Genomic DNA, 21,886 nt, shown 5'->3' on the forward strand with positions numbered 1-21,886 from the left:
AGCCTTCAGGCTCGCATTCTCGACAATCAAACATAATCCAGCATCGCTGTGAGATCGAAGCTCGAGCGCTTCCCCAAATCATCGCCATTGCGCTCGAGAAACGCCTCCGCGCGGCGCCGTCCTTCCTCGCGCAGCATCAGCAGGAAATCCCATTCGGCGATCAGCTTGGAGGAGGCCGACAGCTCCGCGGCCATGTCCGTCGCGACGGCGTGAATGCGCATGGAGGCCCAGCGCGCGCCCTCGCTATGGCCGGGATCGGCGACCTCGCGCAGCAGCGCGATCATGCGCAGCTCTTTCAGCAGCGGCGAGTTGAAGGAAATCTCGTTCAGCCGGTTCAATATGTCGATCGCGCTGCGTGGCGTCTCCTTGCGCTCGATCGGATTGACCTGCACCAAAATCGTGTCCTTCGACGCGCATTCGCGCACGAGCGGCGTGATCGTCGGATTGCCGGCGTAACCGCCGTCCCAATAGGCCTCGCCGTCGATTTCTATTGCCTGGAACATGGTCGGCAGGCAGGCGGAGGCGAGCAGCGCCTCGGCGGAAAGGTCGGCGTTGCGAAAGACGCGCGCGCGGCCGGTGCGCACATTGGTCGCTGTCACGAAGAGCTTGATCGGCGAGCGCGCCAGACGCTCGAAATCGATGGTCTCGCATAATATGTCGCGCAGCGGATTGGCGCCGGCGGGGTTGAGGTCATAGGGCGAGACCAGCCGCGAGGACAAATCCAGGGCGAGAAAGGCCGGCGAATTGTCGAGCGTCCAGCGGCCGAGCAGCATATCCAGCGGGCTGCGCTGCAGCGGGCTGAATCGCGCCGCGGCGGCGACGCGCCGCCAGAATTCTTCCATCGCCGCGCGGGCGCCCTCGACGCCGCCCTGCGAGAAGCCATGGATCAGCGCGGCGGCGTTCATCGCCCCGGCCGAAGTGCCGGAGACCCCGTCTATGCGCAGCCGAGGCTCCTCGATCAGCCGCTCGATTACGCCCCAGGTGAAGGCGCCATGCGCGCCGCCGCCCTGCAGAGCCAGATCGATGAGGATTTCGTCTCGCATCGCGCCCGCCCCGCCCAAAATCATATCCAAGAGAGATAGGGCGTCGGCTTCGCTCGCCATCCCGCGCGGCTCGTGCTGGCATAATATGCCAAAGGACACTATGATTATTAAAAGCTAGGAATCCGCCATGCCGATCCGCAACGTCGTTCTCACCGAGAGGCAGGAAAGCTTGATCGAGGCGCTCGTTCAGAGCGGCCGCTATCAGAATGCGAGCGAGGTTCTGCGGGAAGGCCTGCGCCTCGTCGAGAGCCGTGAGATCGACGAAGCGCGCAAGCTCGAGGCTCTGCGCAGCGCAGCGCGAGACGGCGCTTCGGCTTTCGATCGCGCGGAGTTCAAAGAATTCGCGGACGCCTCCGCGCTTCTCGCCCATCTCGACGCGCTCGCCTCTTCCGGGGCCGTGGAAAAGTGATCGAGGCGCCTTGGCGCATCCGCCTCGGCGCCGAGGCGGAGCGCGATTTTCTGCGCATTCTGCAATATACGGCGGAGACTTTCGGGTCGCGTCAGATGACGATTTATAAAGCGACGCTCATGGACGCCCTCGCCGAGCTGACGCAAGGACCGAATGTGGCGGGTAGCATGGCGCGCGACGAAATCCTTCCGGGGCTTCGTACGCTCCATTTGGCGAGGCGCGGTCGCCGCGGACGGCATTTCATCATGTATCGCAGGGCGGAGGGAAGGGTCGTCGAAGTCCTGCGCATCCTGCATGACGCCATGGACCTCGCTCGGCATATCCCGCCGGATATCGGTTGACGCTGTCGCCGGCATGGCGCGGAGCGCCTATTTGAAATCCTTCGCTCCTTCGCGCAGACCGGGCTTGACCCGCGCCGCCGAGGCGCCATTCTTCCGTCATGATCCGCATGGGCCATTCGATCCCTCCCGCCGGCGCGCAGAGCTTCGCCAATCTCGGCGATCGGCCGCGCGAAATCTTTCGCCAGATCGTCGACACCTATCTGTCGAGCGGCGATCCCGTCGGCTCGCGCCAGCTGTCGCGGCTGCTGCCCATGGCGCTGTCGCCGGCCTCGGTGCGCAATGTGATGCAGGATTTGGAGGAGCTCGGCCTCGTCTATGCGCCGCACACCAGCGCCGGCCGCCTGCCCACCGAGCTCGGCCTGCGCTTTTTCGTCGATTCTCTGCTGCAGATCGGCGATGTCGCCGAGGCCGAGCGCGCGCAGATCGAGGCGCAGGTCGAAGCCGCCTCCAAGGACCATGATCTCGAGGGCGTGCTGGCGGAGGCGACGAGCCTGCTCTCCGGCCTCACTCGCGGCGCCGCCGTTGTGGTGACGAGCAAGGACAATGCTCGGCTGAAGCAGATCGAGTTCGTGCGCCTCGAGCCGGAGCGCGCGCTGGCCATTCTCGTCGGCGAGGACGGCTCGGTCGAAAACCGCGTGCTGCAGGTGCCGCGCGATCTGCCGGCCTCCTCGCTGATCGAGGCCGCCAATTATCTCAACGCGCGCATTCGCGGCCTCACCCTCGGCCAGGTCCGCACGGAGATAGAGGATGCGCGCAAGGCCGCGCAGACCGAGCTCGACGAATTGACCGCGCGGCTCGTCGACGCCGGGCTCGCCAGCTGGGGCGGGGCAGGGGCGGAGCATCGCCAGCTGATCGTGCGCGGGCAGGCCAATCTGCTCGAGGATTTGACCGCTATGGCCGATCTCGAGCGCATCCGCCTCCTCTTCTCCGACCTAGAGACCAAGACCGAGGTCATCGATCTCCTGGAGCGCGCCGAGACCGGCGAGGGCGTGCGCATTTTCATCGGCTCGGAAAATCGGCTGTTCTCGCTGTCCGGCTCCTCGATGATCGCCGCGCCTTTGCGCGACGGCAATAAGCGCATCGTCGGCGCGCTCGGCATCATCGGGCCGACGCGGCTCAATTACGCGCGCATCGTGCCCATGGTGGATTACACGGCGAAGGTGGTGGCGCGCGTCGTCGGCGGGTGATCTCGGCGGCCAGCGTCGTGAACATGAAAGCCCACAAACAAAAACGGCGCCCCGAGGGACGCCGTTCTGCTTTCGCGAGACCGAGGTCTCAGTAGTTGTAGGCGCGCTCGCCGTGATCGGCGATGTCGAGGCCCTCGCGCTCCTGATCGGGAGCGACGCGCAGGCCGATCACCACATCGACGATCTTATAGAGGATCGCCGAGCCTATGCCCGAGTAGAGGATGGTCGCGCCGACGGCGGTCGCCTGCGAGATCATCTGCTGCACGAGATCGTATTTGCCGGCGAAATTCTCGCCGATGTTGGTGTAGTCGGTGATGCCGACGCCGCCGAAGTCCGGGCTCACCAGAATGCCGGTGGCCAGAGCGCCGGTGATGCCGCCGATGGCGTGCACGCCGAACACGTCGAGCGAGTCGTCATAGCCGAAGAAGTTCTTCACCTTGGAGACGAAGAACAGGCTGATCGGCGAGACGATGAAGCCGAGCGCGATGGAGCCGATCGGACCGGCGAAGCCGGAGGCCGGGGTCACGGCGACGAGGCCGGCGACGGCGCCCGAGATGAGGCCGAGCAGCGAGGGCTTGCCCTTGAGCGCCCATTCCGTCAGCAGCCAGGAGAGCGCCGCCGCGGCGGTCGCCACCATGGTGTTGACGAAGGCGAGCGCCGTCGTGCCATTGGCCTCGAGGTTGGAGCCGGCGTTGAAGCCGAACCAGCCCACCCACAGCAGCGAGGCGCCGACCATGGACAGCGTCAGCGAGTGAGGCGGCAGCGCCTCCTTGCCATAGCCGATGCGCTTGCCGAGGATCAGCGCGCCGACGAAGCCGGCGATGCCGGCGTTGATGTGAACGACGGTGCCGCCGGCGAAGTCCAGCGCGCCGACGCCCTTCATCCAGGGAGCGAGGCCGCCGGCGATCCAGCCGACAGAGGCTGTGAGGCTGTCGATCTCGCCCTGAGCGGCGGTCTTGGCTTCATCCGTCGTGGCGGCGGCGAGCTTGGTGGCCGCGTCGACGAGGGCGTTCGGATCGGCGACGCCCCACACCCAATGCGCGACCGGGAAGTAGATGAACGTCACCCACAGCAGCACGAACACGAAGGCCGCCGAGAATTTGATGCGCTCGGCGAAGGCGCCGATGATGAGCGCCGGCGTGATCATGGCGAATGTCATCTGGAACACGAAATAGGCGTATTCGGGAATGACGTGGCCGGGGGTGAAGGTCGGCGCGTTGGAGGAAGCGTCGACGCCCTTCAGGAACAGCTTGTTGAAGCCGCCGATATAGGCGTTGAGCGAGCCGCCGTCGCCGAAGGCGAGCGAATAGCCGTAGAGCGTCCAGACGACGCCGACCAGCGCCACGATGGCGAAGGTCTGCGTGAGGACGGAGAGCATGTTCTTCGAGCGCACCAGGCCGCCGTAGAACAGCGCGAGGCCGGGGATCGACATCAGCAGCACCAGCGCCGACGAGACGAGCACCCAAGCCGTGTCGCCGGGGTTGGGAACGGGCGCGTTGCCGGCGGCGAAGGCGGGATCGGCGAGGCCCACGGCGATCGCCGCGCCGACGAAAGTCGAAGCCGCAGACAGGCTCCGAGGCAGACGAAGTCTCATTTGGAACTCCTGGTGATTTTTCGAGAGTGGGTCAGAGCGCGTCGGCGTCGCGCTCGCCGGTGCGGATGCGGATCGTCTGCTCGAGGGGAAGGACGAAAATCTTGCCGTCGCCGATTTGGCCGGTATGGGCGGCGGTCGTGATCGCTTCGATGGCCTTGGCGACGAGCTCGGACGTCACGGCGACCTCGATTTTCAGCTTCGGAAGGAAGCTGACGGCGTATTCCGCGCCGCGGTAGATCTCGGTATGACCCTTCTGGCGCCCGTATCCCTTGACTTCCGTCACGGTGAGTCCGTGGACGCCGATGTTCGTCAGCGCGTCACGGACCTCATCGAGCTTGAAGGGCTTGATGATCGCTGTCACGATTTTCATCTGCCTATCCTGTTGTTTTAGACCTTCATGGCTATGACTGCTCGCGTCGCGAGACGGCGCCCAATGCGGCGATGGCCATGATGAGCACCGTTGTGCTCATGCCGCAGAACCATCAAATGCCGTGCCATCTCTGGCGCGCTCTCGCGGCGCGACACGAATTGGAAAAGAACTGCAAAAAAAATCAAGTCCGTGGCGAAGCGCCGCAGGAAGCGCAGGGCCTGCTGCGAAAAGGATTTGCGCCGGCGGTTGCGGAGAGGGGCGGGAAGGCCGCGGAAAGCGCAGGCGCCTGCAAAAAGGCGGCAGGCGCCTATAAAATCATCAATCAGCTGCTCGAGTTTCGGATGAGTGATCGCGGATCAGGCCTTCCTGCGCCACGGAGGCGACGAGGCGTCCGTCAAAGGAGAAAATCATTCCCCGCGTGAGCGTGCGCGCTCCGGCTGCGGTGGGGCTGTCCTGCGTGTAGAGCAGCCATTCGTCGGCGCGGAAGGGGCGATGGAACCACAAAGCGTGATCGAGGCTCGCCACCTGCAGGCGTTCGTCGAAGATCGAGCGGCCGTGCCGCACCAGCGCCGTGTTGAGCAGCGTCATGTCGGAAAGATAGGCGAGCAGCGCCTGATGCAGGCCGATCTCGTCGCCGATGCGGTCGGCGATTCTGAACCAGATGAATTGTCGAGCATCCGCCGCGGCATTGTTCAAAAAAAAGGCGCTCGGATCGATCACGCGTATATCGACCGACGGCGATCCGGCGATGCATTGCGTGGCCGCGAGCGGGAGAAAATCGGCGAAACGCTCGGCAAGCGCGTTTTTCGTCGGCAGCGTCTCGGGCGGCGGCGTCGCCGGCGCGGGAACGGCGTGCTCTAGGCCCGGCTCCTCGATATGGAACGAGGCCTCCATCGAGAAGATGGTCCGCCCGCGCTGCTTCGCTTCGCAGCGCCGCGTCGTGAAGCTCTTGCCGTCGCGCAGCCGGGTGACGAAAAAGTCGATCGGCTCGTGCGGGTCGCCGGCGAGCAGGAAATAGGCGTGCAGGGAATGGGCGGGGCGGTCGGACGGCACGCTGCGCTGCGCGGCGACCAGCGCCTGGCCCACCACCTGCCCGCCATAGACGCGCGCATTCTTGCACCGGCTGTAGCCACGATAGGCGTCCGGGCCGATCGGCTCGAGATCGAGAAGCGCGAGCAGCTCGCGCGCGGGGTTGAGCGCGTCCATCGGGTCAGTCGACCGGCCTGGCCTCCTCCGGCAGCATGATGGGGATGCCGTCGCGGATCGGATAGGCAAGCCGCGCGGAGCGTGAGATCAGCTCCTGGCGCTCGGAATCATATTCGAGCGTCGATTTGGTGAGCGGGCAGACCAGAATTTCGAGAAGGCGCGGATCGACCTTCGTCGCCTCGGACGCGTCCTCGCCCTCATGCGCGGGCTTATCGGATTTGTCGCTCATCGTGACGCCTTTCTGCTGCGAGCCGCGGGGCCTCGGGAAGACCGGGGCTTTCTGGAAAACGCCGCAGGCAGCCTCGGCCGCGGCCCGGTTGAGGTAAAAACTATCTCGCTATATGCCGCAGCGGCGGAAAAAGTCTCTAATGGAATTGCGGCGGATCGTCGCTGTTCTGCGCCAGATCGAGCTCGGCCAGCGCCACCAGAATCTCGGCGCGCGAGCGCAGGTCGACCGCCTCCAGCAGCGCCTGCTTCTCGCTGGCGCCGAAGGGGCTCATCATGGCCAGCGCATTGACCAGCGCCTCATTGGGGGCGGCGTCTATGCTGGTCCAGTCGACGTCGAGCTGCGAGCCGTCGGCGAATTCGCGCAGCATGCGGATCATTCCGGTGCGGTCGACATTGTCCTCGCCGGCGCCGGGCTCGAGATCGACGAGGAAGTCGTCATAGCTGACCCGGCAGCTGCGATAGGCCAGCGTCGTCGGCAGCTCCTCCTCTATGCGGAAGCGCGCTATGCCGGTGAGCGAGATGAGATAGCGGCCGTCGCCGGTCTCGGAGAAGCGCGTGATGCGGCCGGCGCAGCCGATCTTGTGCAGCGCGGGCGTCTGCTCGCGCTCGTCCTGGCCGGGCAGCGGCTGAATCATGCCGATGACGCGTTGCGAGGCGATGGCGTCGTCGACCATGGCCAGATAGCGCGGCTCGAATATGTTCAGCGGCAGCTCGCCGCGCGGCAGCAGCAGCGCGCGCGTCAGCGGGAAAACGGGAATGACGACGGGCAGGGCGCTCGTGTCTTTATAGGGATGATTGACGCTCATGGCGGTCGGCGGCGGTCGCCGCTGCTCCTCGAGAAAACGCGCTCACATCATGAGAACAGCAGCGACGACAGGCGTCGCCTGGCGCCTATGGTCGCTTTGTCGAGCGGTCCCCAGGCGTCGAAGAACTGGATGAGCTGCTTCCTCGCCCCGTCGTCGCTCCAACTACGGTCCTTTCGGATGATGTCAAGGAGCGCGGTTGCAGCCTCGTCGCGCTTGCCTTTGGCGTTGAGCGCGAGGGCGAGATCGAAGCGCGCCTGCAGATCGTCGGGATCGAAGGCGACGCGTTTTTGCAGCTCGTCGATCTCGCCGAGATCGGAAGCGGCGAGCGCATTCTCCAGCGACGCCGCCGCGGCGGCGACCAGAGAATCGGCGCGAATGGGGGCGGGCAGGCCGTCGAGCAGCGCTTGCGCGTCGGCGAGGCGCTCCTGCTCGACATAGAGGCGGACGAGCTCGGCCGCCGCTTTCGTGTAAGGGGGCTGATGCGCGACGAGCTGCAGCAAGATCGCCTCGGCGGCCTCGAGCTGTCCCTCGCCGATCAGCGCCTCGGCGGTGAGGAAGTCGTCGGTTCCCTCGTCCTCCAGCGGGCCGGCGAGGCGCTCGATGAAGCCGCGCAGCTGCTTCTCCGGCAGCGCGCCGACGAAGCCGTCGGCCGGCCGTCCGCGCTGAAAGGCGACGACCGCGGGAATGGATTTGACGCCGAGCTGTCCGGCGACCTCGGGATGCTGGTCGATATTCATCTTGACGAGCTTGACGCGCCCGCCGGCGGCTTTCACCGCGCGCTCGAGGGCGGGCGCGAGCTGCTTGCAGGGCTCGCACCAGGGCGCCCAAAAATCGACGAGCACGGGCTGGCGCAGCGACGCCTCGAGGACGTCGGCGCGAAAGCTCTCGGTCGTCGTCTCGATCGTCCGGGCGTCGTCCTGCGCCGTCAGTTCCGCCGCCATCGCACCCTCTCCTGCACCGTCTGCAGAGCTTCGGCCGGTTCCCGCTTCGCTCGAAAACACTCTAGGCGTCGCGAGCTCCGTCGCGACGCCGCTCGAAAGTCAGATAGACCGGTTTGCGTCCGGCCGCCATCGCTTTCGCCTCGTATTTCGTCTGTGTCCAGCCCCGCCAGGGCGTCAGCCAGTCCGCCGAGGCTCGAGCTGTCCATGCAAAATCCGTGGACTCCCGGACGCGCGCCAGCGTCCAGCCCGCATAATCGTCGATATCGGTGGCGAAACGCAATTCTCCGCCGGGGCGGATCACGCGGGCGAGCGCCGCCAATGTCTCCTTCGAGACGAAGCGGCGCTTGCGATGCCGGCGCTTGGGCCAGGGGTCCGGGTAGAAGAGATAGGTCCGGCCGAGGCTCGCCTGGGGCAGCCAGCCGATCGCCTCCGCGGCATCGCCCTGGTGGAGGCGGATATTGGCGAGGCCGAGCGCGTCGATCCGCGCGAGCAGCTTGGCCATTCCATTGACGAAGGGCTCGCAGCCGATGAAGCCGACATCGGGCCGGGCGGCCGCGGCGGCGATCAGATGCTCGCCGCCGCCGAAGCCGATCTCGAGACGCACGTCCGTCACCGCGGTCGGAAACAGGCCGGCGGCGGACGGGCAGGGTTGCGTGAGATCGAGCGTCAGCCGCGGCAGCAGCTCTTGCAGCAGCCGGGCCTGGCCGGCGCGCAGCGCCTTGCCCTTGCTGCGGCCGTAGAGGCGGCGCGCCACATGGGCCGCGCCGCCGTCGATCGCCTCTTCCATGGCTTCGTCTCGGGCGTCTTCGTCGCCGGAAATCGCCTGCGTCAGGAGAATTGCGCCTTCAACGCGTCGACGAGATCGGTGCGCTCCCAGGAGAATCCGCCTTCCTCGTCCGGCGTGCGGCCGAAATGGCCATAGGCCGAGGTGCGGGCGTAGATCGGCTTGTTGAGCTGCAGATGCTCGCGAATGCCGCGCGGCGACAAGCGGATGATCTGCGGCAGAATGGCCTCGAGCTTGTCCTCGGGAACCTGGCCGGTGCCATGCAGATCGACATAGATCGACAGCGGCTCGGCCACGCCGATGGCGTAGGAGAGCTGCAGCGTCGCGCGATCGGCGAGGCCGGCGGCCACGATGTTCTTGGCCAGATAGCGGGCGGCGTAGGCGGCCGAGCGGTCCACCTTGGTCGGGTCCTTGCCGGAGAAGGCGCCGCCGCCATGGGGCGCGGCTCCGCCATAGGTGTCCACGATGATCTTGCGGCCGGTGAGGCCGGCGTCGCCGTCCGGGCCGCCGATGTGGAACTTGCCGGTCGGATTGACGTGCCAAACCGTCCCCTTGGTGACGAAGCCCGCGGGCAGCGCCTCGAGGATATAGGGCTCGACGATGGCGCGAATGTCCTGGGGCGTCAGATTCTCGTCGGTGTGCTGATGCGAGAGCACGATCTGCGTGGCCTCGACCGGCTTGCCATTCTCATAGCGCAGCGTGACCTGGCTCTTGGCGTCCGGGCCGAGGCCCTTCTCCTTGCCGGTGTGGCGGGCGTGGGCGAGCTTCTCCAGAATCTTGTGCGCGTAATAGATCGGCGCCGGCAGCAAGTCGGGCGTCTCGCGCACGGCGTAGCCGAACATGATGCCCTGATCGCCCGCGCCCTCGTCCTTATTGCCGGCGGCGTCGACGCCTTGCGCGATATCGGCGGATTGGGCGTGCAGCAGCACCTCGACGTCGGCGTTCTGCCAATGGAAGCCGGCCTGCTCATAGCCGATGGACTTGATCGCCTTGCGGGCGACGTCGACGATCTGCTCCTTGGGAATGGCGGGGCCGCGCACCTCGCCGGCGATCACGACGCGATTGGTGGTGGCGAGCGTCTCCGCGGCGACGCGGATCTGATAAGGGTCGACGCCGAATTTGGCGCCCTCACGAAAAAACAGATCGACGATCTCGTCGGAAATGCGGTCGCAGACCTTGTCGGGATGGCCTTCGGAAACCGACTCGCTGGTGAAAAGATAGTTCTGTCGCGTCACATCCAATCTCCGTCCAATCGCCGCTCCGCCGCTTCGGCGGACAGACCTCTCCATTCGCCCAAATCAGTACAGGCGTCGTTCGTTTCGTCAAGCCGTATGTGCCAAAATGTTCTTTATAGAGAACTCGGGCGGGCTGCGCCGAGCTTCGGCCTATTTGTCGGCCGTGTCGCCTATTGCCGGCTCCCGCGCGACTTCCTCCTGCTCGGCCAGCGTCGAGATGAGGTCGATGACGCGCTTGCGCACCTTGGGGTCCTTGATGCGGGCGAAGGCGCGATTGAGATGCAGGCCTTCCGCCGTCGAGAGGAAATCGACGACATATTGCGAGGAGGACTCCTCTGCGAAGCCGTCGCCGGAGGCCGGCTGGGCGTTGGGCGCGCCCTCGAAAAAGAAGGAGGGCGGCACGTTCAGCGTCTTGGAAATCTGCTGCAGCCGGCTCGCGCCGATGCGGTTGGTGCCTTTCTCGTATTTCTGCACTTGCTGGAAAGTGAGGCCCAGAGCCTCGCCGAGCTTCTCCTGACTCATCTTCATCAGGATGCGTTGCATGCGCACGCGACTTCCGACATGCCTGTCGATCGGATCGGGCGCTTTTTTCACTGCGAATGCTTCCTTTTGCTCATCAGGGGCCGCCTTTTGTTTCGAAGAGGCTGATCTACAGCGGATTTCGCCCTTTCGATCGCTGGCGCGGTGGTGCTCGCCATAGTGTCGAGGAGCGTGTCGTCACGCGCTCGCACGACCGGAAGTCGAACCCGCGAGGCCACGAAAGCGTCCGAACAGGGCGAAAATTATTGTGAAGAACCAAAGCGTTGAAGTCCAGCGAAAAGGATGGGCGGCAAAGGGCGGCGCGTCGGCCGCGCGCGGCAGGCGCGCATCGATGACGCCATCGACGCCGAGCGGAAGCCGGTGGAGAACGCGGCCATAAGGGTCGACGACCGCGGAAACGCCGGTGTTGGCGACGCGCGCCAGCGGCAGCCCTTCCTCTATGCTGCGCAGACGCGCCTGGGCGAAATGCTGATAGGGTCCGCTGGTCATGCCGAACCAGCCGTCATTGGTCACATTCAGCAGCCATTGCGGCCGCTCGCCGGCGGGGTCCGCCGTCTCGCCGGGGAAGATCGCCTCATAGCAGACGAGCGGCGCGGCCAGCGGCAATCCCGGCGCGGCGAGCCGTCGCGGCCCCGTTCCTTCGTCCCATGTTCCGGGAACCAGCTGCGAGACGCCGAGCGGCGCGAGCAGCTCGGCGAAAGGCAGATATTCGCCGAAGGGCACGAGATGCGCCTTGTCATAGGCGGCGACGATGCGGCCGCCCTGGACGGCGAGGATCGAATTGAAAATCTTGGTGTGGCGCTTGCCGTCCTCGCGCCGCGCATCCTCCTCCGCGCGCGCCGCGCCGGTCAGCAGCACGGCCCCGCGCATGGTCGCGGCGATGCGCGCCAGCGCCTCGGGATCGCGCGAGAGAATGAAGGGGAAGGCCGATTCCGGCCAGATCAGATGCGTCGCGTCGGCGACGCCGGAGCGGCCGGGCGCGACGGCGCGATCGGAGAGCTCGAGATAGCGGCTCACGATCGCCGGGCCGTTCTCGGGCTTGAATTTCGCGTCCTGCGGGAGATTGGGCTGCATCAGCCGCAATTTGACGCCCTCGACATATTCCGTCTTGCCGGCGCCGAGCCGCAGCGCGCCATAGCCCGCCATGCCGATGGCGAGGACGAGCGCGACGATGATGGCCGGCGTCAGGCGGCGCGGGCCGTCGATGAGCGTCGCCGGCGCGGCGAACAGAATGACGGCGAGAATATCCAGCCCATGCAGGCCGACGATCGCGGCGGTCTGATCGAGAAATGGAATGGCGGCGAGCGCCATGCCGAAATCATTCCAGGGAAAGCCGGTGAGGATGTGGCCGCGCAGAAATTCCGAGGCGCCGAGCCCGGCTGCGAGCGCGAAAATGCGCGCCGAGCCGCCCGACCACAACGCCCGCGCGAGCGCGAAGCCCAGCGCCGGAAACAGCGCGAGGACGGCCGGCGCGCCGATGACGGCCAGCGGCAGCGCCCAGGCGAACTGGTCCGGCTCAACCAGCATGGCCGCGCCGAGCCACCACAGCCCCGCGAGAAAATAGCCGAAGCCGAGCCACCAGCCGGCTCCCGCCGCACGGCGCATGGAGCCGGCGAGATAGGAGAGGCCGCCGTCGCCGCGCGCGGAGGCCGAGCCGTCGAGCAGCCACACGGAGACGCACATGGTCACGAGCATAGCCGGGGCGAGATCGAGCGGAGCCAGCGCCAGCGCGCCCACGGCGCCCGCCGCAAAAGCGATGGCGCGGCGCGTCCAGCCCTCGGCGAGGATGATGCGTTGCGGAAGTGTCGGCCCCGTCCGCGCGCCATCGGCGAAGGACCGGGTGAGAAATTGCTGCGCCATGTGCATCCGTTCGATTCGAATTGGCGTAACGACTTTATCCCGTCCAATGGCTACGCCCTAGAGCCGGCTCGAAAACGGCTCTCGCATTTCAATGGGATCGAATTGTGATCGCTCGCGCTATTTGCGAGAATCGTTATCATTTTCACGCGCGGCCGCGTTGTGCGGCGGCGCACGCGGCGACGGCCGCGAGAGACGAATCGAGAGACGAATTCGCCCGATGACCGCCAAGCGCCTTCTCATCCTCGCTCATGCGCCTTCGCCCAATACGGAGCGTCTGCGCGAGGCGGTTCTCGCCGGGGCGCGCGAGATCGCCGGCGTCGAAATCGTGATGCGCGCGCCGCTGGAGGCGACGCCGGAGGATGCGCTCGCAGCCGATGCGCTCATTCTGGGAACGACCGAAAATCTCGGCTATATGAGCGGCGCGCTGAAGGATTTCTTCGATCGCAGCTATTATCCCTGTCTCGAGCGCATGCAGGGCCGTCCCTATGCGCTCTATATTCGCGCCGGAAACGACGGCGCCGGCGCGCGGCGCAGCGTCGAGACGGTCGCGACCGGGCTGCGCTGGCGCGCCGTGCAGGAGCCGCTGATCTTTCGCGGGCCTTGGCGGGAGGAGTTCGTCGAGGCGTGCCGCGAGCTCGGCATGGCGATGGCGGCGGGGCTGGAGGCGGGGGTGTTTTGAAGGAGGCCGCGGTCGGTCGCGCGAGGCGTCGTCGATTCCGGCGCGCCTATCTTTCTTCGCGGTCTCTCGATATGTTCGCGTATCTATTTTCGAAAGGTGCGACTTTGCGCTCGGGATTTGTCATCGGCGGCGTCATTGCGTCGGCGCTGTTCCATTGCATCGCTTTTCCCCACGGTCGATGAGTCATGGCGGAGGAAGAGCCCGGCATCGAATTTTTCGGCCACGGTCTGGGGCCGAGACGCGCGGAGAGCCCGCGCAAGCGATCGCTTCGCGTCGAACGCGAAGGCATAGCGATCTATGGCCACGGCCTCGGACCGCGCCCGGCTCCGCCGCCTCGCCTCGAGGAGCCCGTCGGCGAATCTCTGCATCTGCCGTCAGAGCAAGCGTGGCCGCTCGCCATCGCGCTGATCGCGCTCGGCGCGATCTCTATCGGAATTTTCGCGCTGGCGCAGATTGTCGATCGTCAAATATGCGCGGCCGATCCGCGGCGCGATTGTGAACGCGGCAGCGACCCGGGGGGCGGCGGAGGTGGCGGCGGGGGCGGCGGGGGCGGCGGTTGGTCGGGCTATCATGCCTATTACGGCGGATTCGGCGAAAGCGGCGGCTTTCACGCGGGCGGCTCGTGAGACGGCGTCTCTCGGCGCTTCTATCTTTCGTTCATCCGCTTTGCTAACCTCGTCGCGATTTTTACGAGAGGACCGACCTTGCCCGCAGATCTCGCATCCGGCCTTCTGTCCTTTGCGGCGTATTTTCTCGGGGCCATCGCCTATTGCGCCGCATTTTGCGTCGTCTACACGCGCTTGACGCCGCATTGCGAGTTCGACCTCATCGTCGAGGAGCACAACGCCTCCGCCGCCATCGCTTTCGGCGGCAGCCTCATCGGCTTCGCCATCGCGCTCGCTGGCGCGGTGCACAACACGCAATCGGCGCTCGAATTCATCATTTGGGGCTTTGTCGCCTTCGCCACGCAGATCATCGCTTTTCTTCTCGCGCGGCTCGCGCATCCGGGCCTTTCGCAGGCGATCGAGCAGAACGCCATCGCCGCGGCGGTGTGGCTCGGCGCCGTTTCCATTTCCGCAGGCGTGCTCAGCGCCGCCTGCATGAGTCCGTGAGAGCCATGGCCGCGCCGCCGCGCAAGGAGTTCGGCCGCCGCGGAATGGCGCCGCCCATCGTCACCCATGCGCCCAAAGGGCTTCCCGGCGGCGGCGCCACTCCGTCGCCCTTTCGCAAGCGCTCGCTCGCCATCGCCGCGATAGCGGTCGGCTCGCTGTCGATCGGCGCGCTGGCGCTGCTAGAGAAGCCGCGGCGCGATTGTCCCGAGGGCGCCGATCCCGAGCGGCAGGATTGCAGCCAATCCAGCAGTCAATCCAGCAGCCATGGCGGCTCGGGCGGACATTCCTATTCCAGCGGCTCGTCGTCTTCCGCCTCGCATTCTTCCTCTGGCGAGAGCGCGTCCGGCCATGCGGGCGGCTCCTCTCTCGGTCATGCCGTCTCATTCGGCGGTTTCGGCGGCGCCGGCGCTGGACATGGCGGCGGCTCGTGAGGCGCGAGCTTTCGCCGCCGCGGCCGGACTTCGCCGAGGAGGCGCGCAAAATCGGCTTCCAATATGCGCAGGCCGATGGCGAGCCCTATTGGGACGAGAGCGCGCGCTATGTTTTCTCCTTGCGCGAGATCGAGGACGATCTCGAGAAAGCGACGGCCGATCTTTCCGCGCTCAGCGAGGAGGTCGTCGCGCGCATCGTGAAAGACGAGCGCGCGCTCGAGCGTCTGCGTATTCCACATCACGCATGGGGGCTCATCGCCGAGAGCTTCGCGCGGCGCGATCCTTCGCTCTATGGCCGTTTCGATTTTTCCTATGGCGGGGAAGGGCCGCCGAAGCTGCTCGAATATAACGCCGACACGCCGACGAGCCTTTACGAATCTTCCGTCGTGCAATGGTTCTGGCTCGAGCAGATGATCGCGCGCGGCCATTTGCCGAAAGGCGCGGATCAGTTCAACTCGCTGCATGACCGCCTGATCGCGCGCTGGCGCGAGATCGCCGGCGGCGGCCCTGTGCATTTCGCCTGCATGACGCAGAGCGTCGAGGATCGCGGCAATGTCGCCTATCTCGCCGATTGCGCGACGCAGGCCGGCTCCTGGACTGCGCGCATCGACATGCGCGACATCGGCCTCGCAGGCGAGCGATTCGTCGATCGCCTGGGGCGGCGCGTGGAGCGAATGTTCAAGCTCTATCCTTGGGAATGGATGTTCGCCGACGCTTTCGGCAAATCGGCGGCGATGGGCGCGACGCGTTTCGTCGAGCCGCCATGGAAGGCGATCGCGTCGAGCAAGGGATTTCTCGCCTATTTGTGGGAGGCGGCGCCGGGCCATCCCAATCTTCTACCCTGCTTCTTCGAGGACGACGCGCGCGCTGCGTCTTTGACGCGATATGCGCGCAAGCCGCTCTACTCGCGCGAGGGCGCCAATGTCGCGCTCTACGACGGCGAGACTCTGCTCGCGCGCACGGATGGCGACTATGGCGGCGAAGGCTTCGTGCGTCAGCAATTGTGCTTGTTGCCGAGCTTCGGCGGACGTTATCCCGTGCTCGGCTGCTGGCTCGTCGGCGGCGAGCCGGCCGGCCTGGGCGTGCGCGAGGATTCGTCATTGGTGACGACGGATCGCTCGCGCTTTTTGCCGCATGCGATCATCGATTGACGCTTACCCAGTCGGGGCGTACGCTCTTCCCTGCAAATAAAAAAATAAGGGAGGACGGCCATGCCCGATGTCACCTTCTCCACCCCTCTTCTCCATAAAAATGTGACGGTCTATGCGGTCGCCGGCGACACGCACACGATACTCGCCGTCGCCGAGGCGAATAAGATTCCGATCCCGCATGATTGCAAAGACGGCGAATGCGGCTCCTGCCTCATCGAGGTGACGCCGCTCGACGACAAGACCATGGGCGCGACGCTCACCGAGAAGGAGAAAGCGCAGCTGAAATCCATGGGCAAGATCACAGCGGAGGAGATTTCCCGCGCGGTGGTCGACGACATTCCGCCCAAGTTTCGGCTCGCCTGCCAATATGTGGTGCGCGACCAGGACATATTGGTGAAATTCACCGGAGAGCCCGGCGGCGCCTGACTCTGAGCCCGAGCGCTTTCGATCCAGAGCCGCAGGCCGGCTCTGGATCAGACGCGCCGACAGCCCCCTCGGGCGGGCGCCGCGCTATATTGATCCTCGGCGATTTTCCCGCCGGCTTCGCCCCTGGCTGTGGCGAAGCCGTTTCGGCGCGGGCGACGCCGGGGGAACTGGCCTTGCGTGCGCGCGCATGCTAACAGCGGCCTCCGCGCCGGGAACCGCCGGCGCCCACGCGACAGGAGCGGTCATGTCCGACATTTTCCACGAGGTCGACGAAGACGTCCGCCGGGACAAGGCGGCCAACCTCTGGAAGCGCTATCAGACGCCGGTGTTCGTCGGCGCTTTTCTGGTCGTCGTCGCGACGGGCGTCTACAGCTTCTACGAGAGCAATCGCTTGAAGACGGCCGAGGCCGCCAATCTGCGCTTCGACGCGGCCGCCGCTTTGGCGACCGACGGCAAGGACGCCGAGGCGGTCGCCGCCTTCGAGGCGCTGGCCAAGGATTCGCCGCGGGGCTACGCCACTCTGGCGCGCATGCGCGCCGCGGAGGGGGTGGCCAAGACCGACAAGGCCAAGGCCGTCGCCGCCTTCGCCGCCATCGCCGAGGACAAGGGCGTCGACAAGCTGACCCAGCAGGTCGCCAAGCTGCGCGCCGGCGTGCTGCTGCTCGAGCAGGGCGACCGCCAGAAGATGGCGGATCTGCTCGGCGAGCTCGTCACCGCCAATGGCCCGTTCCGCTACACGGCGCAGGAGCTCATCGGGCTCGACGCGCTGCAGGACAGCGATTTCGACGAGGCCGAGCGCGCCTTCAAGGTGATCCTCAACGATCAGGAGGCGCCGCACGCCATGCGCCAGCGCGCCGGCGCCTATAAGGCGCTGCTGGACGCCGCGCGCGGCTCCGCGCCGCCGCCGGCCGCCAAAGAGCCGGCCGCTTCCGCATCCGCTCCCGCCAAGTAAGCGCGAGCCTCACAGGCGACGTCGCCGCGACGTTGGACCAAAGGGCCACAATGTCCTTCACGCTCGCCATCATCGGCCGGCCGAATGTCGGCAAGTCGACTCTGTTCAACCGGCTCGTCGGCAAGAAGCTCGCGCTCGTCGACGATCGGCCCGGCGTGACGCGCGACCGCCGCGAGGGCGAGGCGCGCCTCGCCGATCTGCGCTTCACCATCATCGACACGGCCGGGCTCGAGGAAGGCGCCTCCGCCACGCTGGAAGGGCGCATGCGCGCGCAGACCGAGGCGGCGATCGAGACCGCCGACGCCATTCTCTTCATGATCGACGCGCGCGTCGGCGTGACGCCGGACGACAAATATTTCGCCGATCTGGTGCGCCGCGCCGGCAAGCCGGTGATCCTCGCCGCCAATAAATCGGAAGGGCGCAAGGGCGAGGCCGGCCTGGTCGAGGCCTATGAGCTCGGCCTCGGCGATCCCGTGCCGCTCTCCGCCGAGCATGGCGAGGGCCTCGGCGAATTCTACGACGCGCTGCGCGAGGCGCTGCCGGAGGCGACCGCGGATTGGGAAGAGGATGAGGAGGCGACGACCGACATCGCCGTCTCGGCCGATGAGGACGGCAGCGAGGTCGATCCCACCAAGCCGCTGCGCATCGCCGTGGTCGGCCGGCCCAACGCCGGCAAATCGACGCTCATCAATCGGCTGCTCGGCGAGGACCGCCTGCTCACCGGGCCGGAGGCGGGCATCACCCGCGACAGCATTTCCGTGCCTTTCCGCTGGCGCGACCGCGATATGAAGCTCTTCGACACCGCCGGCCTGCGCAAGCGCGCCAAGGTCGTCGACATGCTGGAGAAGCTCGCCGGCGCCGACGCGCTGCGCGCCGTGCGCTTCTCGGAGGTGGTCGTGCTGCTGCTCGACTCCGCCATTCCATTCGAGAAGCAGGATTTGACCATCGCCGATCTCGCCGCGCGCGAGGGCAGGGCGGTGGTCATTGCGCTCGGCAAATGGGATGCGGTGGACGATCCGGGAACGCGCCTCGCCAAGCTGCGCGAGGAGGCCGAGCGCCTGCTGCCGCAGATCAAGGGCGCGCCGGTCGTGGCGGTCTCGGGTGTGACCGGCTATGGGCTCGACAAGCTCATGCGCGCCATTCTCGATGTGCATGAAGTCTGGAACCGCCGCATCTCGACGGCGCGGCTCAATCGCTGGCTGGAGAGCGCGATCGACGAGACGCCGCCGCCGGCGGTCTCCGGCCGGCGCATCAAGATCCGCTATATGACGCAGGCCAAGGCGCGGCCGCCGCACTTCATCCTGTTCGGCAATCAGCTCGACGAGTTGCCGACGAGCTATCAGCGCTTTCTCACCAATGGATTGCGCCGCGCCTTCGATCTTCCCGGCACGCCGATCCGCATTTCGACGCGCTCGGGCGAGAATCCGTTCGACAAGGGGAAGAGGTAGGTCATCCTCGCTCGACGTCCGATTTCTTCGGCGCGAGCGACGGCTTCGCCGGCGCCTCGACGATCAGCTCGGTCGTCTGGTCTCTCCTGAATTGCTCGGGCCGCGTGATGGGGGTCAGCGCAGGCCAAAAATCATAGGCGCCGGGCTTTGTCGGATCGGCGGACCCTCTGTTCGCGCGCTCCGAGCGGCCGATCGGCAGCAAGGTGAGCAGCGCGCCGAAAAGAGCGAGCGTCAAATCGAGCTCGCTGAGAAGAACGGCGGAAATGACGCGGGCGTGTCTGCGGAAAAAGCGCATGTTCGGCTCGCTGCTTCGAAGCCTCGGCAATTTTCCCATTCTATGATGATTTTGCGACTTCGCGACCGAAATCGCACGACTGCTCTCAGCTCGCCCCTTCGAACTGCGCCAGCAGCGCGTCGCGCGCCTCGGCGATGCGGCGGTAGTCCTCCGCGCTGCCGCCGGCGTCGGGATGGGCGGTCTTGGCGAGACGGCGGAAGGCGGATTTGATCTCGGCCGGCTCCAGCGCGCCTTCCAGAGGCAATTCCAGCGTCTCGCGATGCTCCTGATTGTCGTCCGCGTCGAAATCGAACATCTTCTGGAAGGCGGCGCGCTGCTTGCGGCCCTCTAAGCGCAGCTCGACCTGATCTTCCTTCCAGCGTTGCAGCGACATCACGAAGCAGGCGCCGAAGGCGATGCGGCCCTGCGTCTCCAATTCGTCCAGGCTGAACGGCCCCACCACATCATAGGGCGGCGCGAGACAGGCCATGCGGACGCCGTCGACGATCTCGACGCGGCCGATCGCGACCTTGTCGGATACGCCGAGCGAGCCGTTCCAGACGACCCAGTCCAATTGCTCCGCCATTCGGTCCGCTCTCGTGCCGTCGGGCGGTCCGTCGCTTTTGTGCGAAACGGGCCGCCGCATTCGTACAATCTCACGTTACATGCAGTTTCGAAGCCAATATCGCGCTGCAGCATGGTTTTGACGCGCCGTCCCCAGCCAAAGGCCGCTATGGCGCTTGGCAAGCGGCAATTTCAAATTATTCTAAACAAGGGCGTTCCGACTGGCCGTCGGGACAGCGGGCGTCCCCATGAGAGTACATCCAAGGAGCTTTAGTCATGGCTACGCTCAAGGGCACCAAGACCGAACAGAATCTGAAGGATGCGTTTGCCGGCGAGTCTCAGGCGAACCGCCGCTATCTCTATTTCGCTCAAAAGGCCGATATCGAGGGCCATAATGACGTCGCGACCGTGTTTCGCTCCACCGCCGAGGGCGAGACCGGCCATGCCCATGGCCATCTCGAATTTCTCGAGGTGGTGGGCGACCCGGCGACCGGTCTGCCGATCGGCAAGACCGAGGACAATCTGAAGGCCGCCGTCGCCGGCGAGACGCATGAATATACGGATATGTATCCGGGCTTCGCGCGCTCGGCCCGCGAGGAGGGCTTCGAGGAGATCGCCGATTGGTTCGAGACGCTGGCCAAGGCCGAGCGCTCGCACGCCGGCCGCTTCCAAAAGGCGCTCGACGAGCTGAAGTAGGCTTTTCCGACAATCGTCCGGCGGCCCGAACGAAAGCAGGAGCCGCCGGAACGGCCTGCCGCCGTCATTGCGAGCGAAGCGAAGCAATCCAGAGCCGCCCTGCGGCCCCTGGATCGTTTCGTCGCTTCGCTCCTCGCGATGACGAACGCGGAACAATGCATCAGGCAATCGACGCGAAGGGCTGGAAGCGATGAGAGAAGGCGGGCTCGAGGCGCCCTTCCGGCGTCCATTGGATTGGGAAAATCCAGATTTCTACGACGAGGCGAAGCTCGACGCCGAAATGCGCCGCGTGCTGGATATTTGTCATGGCTGCCGGCGCTGCTTCAATCTCTGCGATTCCTTTCCGCGCCTGTTCGATCTCGTCGACGAATCCGCTAAGGGCGAAGTCGAGACCGTCGCCAGCGTGGATTTCAAAAAGATCGTGGACGCTTGCACGCTCTGCGACATGTGCTTTTTGACCAAATGCCCCTATGTGCCGCCGCATGAGTTCGATCTCGACTTTCCGCATTTGATGCTGCGCTATCGCGCCGTCGAGGCGAAGAAGAAGGGCGTCGGCTTCGCGGATCGCCAGCTCGCCGAGACCGACCGCAATGGCGCATTGGCGACGAAACTCGCGCCGCTCGCCAATTGGGCGACCGATTGCGCGCATACCGCGGCGCGCAATGCGCTGGAGAAGCTCGCCGGCCTGCATCATGAGGCCGTGCTGCCGAAATATTCGAAGAAGACGCTGGCCGCGCTCGCGAAGGAGCGGCCCGTCGAAGTGAATAGAGACGCTCCGGGCTTCGGCCGCAAGGCCGTGATCTACGCCACTTGTTTCGGCGAATATAATGATCCCGGCGTCGGACTCGCTGCGCGCGCCGTGCTCGCCAAAAATGGCGTCGAGACGGAAATTCTGCATCCGCACTGCTGCGGCATGCCGCTGCTGGAGCAGGGGCTCATCGGCGAGGTCGCGGCCTCCGCGAAACAGGTGGCGGCCGCCTTCGAGTCTTGGATCGACAAGGGCTATGACATTATCGCGCTGGTTCCCTCCTGCGCGCTGATGCTGAAATTCGAATGGCCGCTGATCGTCACTGATGACGAGAAGGTGAAGCGTCTCGCCGCCTCCACCTATGATCTCAGCGAATATGTCGTCGGCATCGCCCGCAAGGAGGGGTTGGCGGAAGGCCTTTCGCCGATCGAGGGCGGCGTCGCTTTCCATGTCTCCTGCCATTCGCGCGCGCAGAATATCGGGCGGAAGGGCGCCGAGCTTTTGAGTCTCGTCCCGCAGGCGGATGTCGCGGTCATCGAGCGTTGCTCCGGCCATGGCGGCGCCTGGGGCTATAAGACGGCGAATTTCGAGACGGCGCTGAAGGTCGGCAAGCCGGTGGCGCGGCAGGCGCAATCCTCTGGCAAAGCCTATATCGTCTCCGAATGTCCGCTCTCCGGCCCGCATATCGCGCAGGGAATGGAGCGGCTGGACGCGGAGGCGAAAAAGCCCGAGCTTCTCGCGCATCCGATCGAGATTCTCGCGCTTGCCTATGGGGTGAAGTGACGGCGTCGCGCCCTTCCGCCGTCATTGCGAGGAGCGACGCGACGAAGCAATCCAGAGTCATGGGGCGGCTCCTTGATT

At 65.8% G+C, this 21,886-nt stretch carries 26 protein-coding genes; 13 read left to right on the top strand and 13 right to left on the bottom strand.

Annotated features, from left to right (window positions below):
* Positions 1–26: 26 nt before the first annotated feature.
* A complete protein-coding gene (locus ACT53T_RS12230; protein ID WP_476161398.1) occupies positions 27–1,043 on the bottom strand; it encodes a patatin-like phospholipase family protein in 1,017 nt (338 codons plus the stop codon).
* 127 nt (positions 1,044–1,170) lie between these two features.
* Between ACT53T_RS12230 and ACT53T_RS12235 the strand changes: the two genes are divergently transcribed.
* The 3 genes from ACT53T_RS12235 (at position 1,171) to hrcA (ending at position 2,980) form a co-directional block, all read left to right on the top strand.
* Positions 1,171–1,452, top strand: coding sequence for a type II toxin-antitoxin system ParD family antitoxin (locus ACT53T_RS12235; RefSeq protein WP_476161399.1), 282 nt, complete (start codon positions 1,171–1,173; stop codon positions 1,450–1,452).
* The gene (locus tag ACT53T_RS12240) at positions 1,449–1,793 is read left to right on the top strand and encodes a type II toxin-antitoxin system RelE/ParE family toxin (protein WP_476161400.1); all 345 of its coding nucleotides are present in this window, start codon (positions 1,449–1,451) and stop codon (positions 1,791–1,793) included. Before ACT53T_RS12235 ends, ACT53T_RS12240 begins: the two co-directional genes overlap by 4 nt.
* Before the next feature lie 98 nt (positions 1,794–1,891).
* The gene (gene hrcA, locus ACT53T_RS12245; protein ID WP_476161401.1) at positions 1,892–2,980 is read left to right on the top strand and encodes a heat-inducible transcriptional repressor HrcA; all 1,089 of its coding nucleotides are present in this window, start codon (positions 1,892–1,894) and stop codon (positions 2,978–2,980) included.
* 88 nt (positions 2,981–3,068) lie between these two features.
* On the opposite strand, the gene ACT53T_RS12250 is transcribed toward hrcA, so the two are convergent.
* The 10 genes from ACT53T_RS12250 to lnt all read right to left on the bottom strand — a co-directional run bounded on the left by ACT53T_RS12250 (position 3,069) and on the right by lnt (position 12,544).
* Complete coding sequence (locus ACT53T_RS12250; RefSeq protein ID WP_476161402.1) at positions 3,069–4,574, bottom strand: ammonium transporter; 1,506 nt, start codon at positions 4,572–4,574, stop codon at positions 3,069–3,071.
* A gap of 31 nt (positions 4,575–4,605) precedes the next feature.
* On the bottom strand, positions 4,606–4,944 hold the full coding sequence (locus ACT53T_RS12255) for a P-II family nitrogen regulator (protein ID WP_003610684.1): 339 nt from the start codon (positions 4,942–4,944) through the stop codon (positions 4,606–4,608).
* Positions 4,945–5,262: 318 nt separating this feature from the next.
* Entirely contained in the window at positions 5,263–6,150 is an 888-nt protein-coding gene (locus tag ACT53T_RS12260) for an acyl-CoA thioesterase (protein ID WP_476161403.1), read from the bottom strand.
* A 4-nt stretch (positions 6,151–6,154) separates the two neighbouring features.
* Positions 6,155–6,379: a Trm112 family protein gene (locus tag ACT53T_RS12265; RefSeq protein WP_018264933.1), complete on the bottom strand. Its 225-nt coding sequence runs from the start codon at positions 6,377–6,379 to the stop codon at positions 6,155–6,157.
* A gap of 136 nt (positions 6,380–6,515) precedes the next feature.
* Complete coding sequence (locus ACT53T_RS12270; protein ID WP_018264934.1) at positions 6,516–7,184, bottom strand: LON peptidase substrate-binding domain-containing protein; 669 nt, start codon at positions 7,182–7,184, stop codon at positions 6,516–6,518.
* A 47-nt stretch (positions 7,185–7,231) separates the two neighbouring features.
* Positions 7,232–8,125, bottom strand: a complete 894-nt coding sequence (locus tag ACT53T_RS12275) for a tetratricopeptide repeat protein (RefSeq protein WP_476161404.1) — start codon at positions 8,123–8,125, stop codon at positions 7,232–7,234.
* A 61-nt stretch (positions 8,126–8,186) separates the two neighbouring features.
* Positions 8,187–8,912 (bottom strand): tRNA (guanosine(46)-N7)-methyltransferase TrmB, encoded by a 726-nt coding sequence (trmB, locus tag ACT53T_RS12280; protein ID WP_476161405.1) that lies wholly within the window; start codon positions 8,910–8,912, stop codon positions 8,187–8,189.
* 41 nt (positions 8,913–8,953) lie between these two features.
* Complete coding sequence (gene metK, locus ACT53T_RS12285) at positions 8,954–10,144, bottom strand: methionine adenosyltransferase (protein WP_026191231.1); 1,191 nt, start codon at positions 10,142–10,144, stop codon at positions 8,954–8,956.
* A gap of 150 nt (positions 10,145–10,294) precedes the next feature.
* Positions 10,295–10,738 carry a helix-turn-helix domain-containing protein gene (locus tag ACT53T_RS12290; RefSeq protein WP_018264936.1) on the bottom strand — a complete coding sequence of 148 codons (444 nt, stop codon included), beginning with the start codon at positions 10,736–10,738 and terminating at the stop codon, positions 10,295–10,297.
* Positions 10,739–10,861: 123 nt separating this feature from the next.
* Positions 10,862–12,544 (bottom strand): apolipoprotein N-acyltransferase, encoded by a 1,683-nt coding sequence (gene lnt / locus ACT53T_RS12295; protein ID WP_476161406.1) that lies wholly within the window; start codon positions 12,542–12,544, stop codon positions 10,862–10,864.
* A gap of 217 nt (positions 12,545–12,761) precedes the next feature.
* Here lnt and ACT53T_RS12300 point away from each other — a divergent pair, with 217 nt between their 5' ends.
* From ACT53T_RS12300 to der, 8 genes are all read left to right on the top strand, one after another.
* Complete coding sequence (locus ACT53T_RS12300) at positions 12,762–13,223, top strand: flavodoxin family protein (RefSeq protein ID WP_476161407.1); 462 nt, start codon at positions 12,762–12,764, stop codon at positions 13,221–13,223.
* Positions 13,224–13,408: 185 nt separating this feature from the next.
* Positions 13,409–13,849 carry a hypothetical protein gene (locus ACT53T_RS12305; RefSeq protein ID WP_476161408.1) on the top strand — a complete coding sequence of 147 codons (441 nt, stop codon included), beginning with the start codon at positions 13,409–13,411 and terminating at the stop codon, positions 13,847–13,849.
* Positions 13,850–13,927: 78 nt separating this feature from the next.
* Positions 13,928–14,335, top strand: coding sequence for a DUF350 domain-containing protein (locus ACT53T_RS12310; protein WP_476161409.1), 408 nt, complete (start codon positions 13,928–13,930; stop codon positions 14,333–14,335).
* Positions 14,336–14,340: 5 nt separating this feature from the next.
* Positions 14,341–14,766: a hypothetical protein gene (locus ACT53T_RS12315; RefSeq protein WP_476161410.1), complete on the top strand. Its 426-nt coding sequence runs from the start codon at positions 14,341–14,343 to the stop codon at positions 14,764–14,766.
* Positions 14,763–15,917, top strand: a complete 1,155-nt coding sequence (locus ACT53T_RS12320; RefSeq protein ID WP_476161411.1) for a glutathionylspermidine synthase family protein — start codon at positions 14,763–14,765, stop codon at positions 15,915–15,917. The genes ACT53T_RS12315 and ACT53T_RS12320 overlap by 4 nt, the downstream gene beginning before the upstream one ends.
* A 60-nt stretch (positions 15,918–15,977) precedes the next feature.
* A complete protein-coding gene (locus ACT53T_RS12325) occupies positions 15,978–16,343 on the top strand; it encodes a 2Fe-2S iron-sulfur cluster-binding protein (protein ID WP_018264944.1) in 366 nt (121 codons plus the stop codon).
* 244 nt (positions 16,344–16,587) lie between these two features.
* A complete protein-coding gene (locus ACT53T_RS12330; protein ID WP_476161412.1) occupies positions 16,588–17,295 on the top strand; it encodes a tetratricopeptide repeat protein in 708 nt (235 codons plus the stop codon).
* Positions 17,296–17,345: 50 nt separating this feature from the next.
* On the top strand, positions 17,346–18,743 hold the full coding sequence (der, locus tag ACT53T_RS12335) for a ribosome biogenesis GTPase Der (RefSeq protein WP_476161413.1): 1,398 nt from the start codon (positions 17,346–17,348) through the stop codon (positions 18,741–18,743).
* A 1-nt stretch (position 18,744) separates the two neighbouring features.
* Here the strand turns inward: der and ACT53T_RS12340 are convergent, their stop codons facing one another.
* Both ACT53T_RS12340 and ACT53T_RS12345 read right to left on the bottom strand, forming a co-directional pair.
* Positions 18,745–19,038, bottom strand: coding sequence for a hypothetical protein (locus ACT53T_RS12340; protein ID WP_476161414.1), 294 nt, complete (start codon positions 19,036–19,038; stop codon positions 18,745–18,747).
* A gap of 85 nt (positions 19,039–19,123) precedes the next feature.
* Entirely contained in the window at positions 19,124–19,603 is a 480-nt protein-coding gene (locus ACT53T_RS12345; RefSeq protein WP_476161415.1) for a J domain-containing protein, read from the bottom strand.
* A 254-nt stretch (positions 19,604–19,857) separates the two neighbouring features.
* Between ACT53T_RS12345 and ACT53T_RS12350 the strand changes: the two genes are divergently transcribed.
* On the top strand, positions 19,858–20,277 hold the full coding sequence (locus tag ACT53T_RS12350) for a rubrerythrin family protein (protein ID WP_018264950.1): 420 nt from the start codon (positions 19,858–19,860) through the stop codon (positions 20,275–20,277).
* 190 nt (positions 20,278–20,467) lie between these two features.
* Positions 20,468–21,808, top strand: coding sequence for a heterodisulfide reductase-related iron-sulfur binding cluster (locus tag ACT53T_RS12355; protein WP_476161416.1), 1,341 nt, complete (start codon positions 20,468–20,470; stop codon positions 21,806–21,808).
* Positions 21,809–21,886: the final 78 nt, after the last annotated feature.

The sequence above is a fragment of the Methylosinus sp. DMC45 genome, from assembly GCF_056313885.1.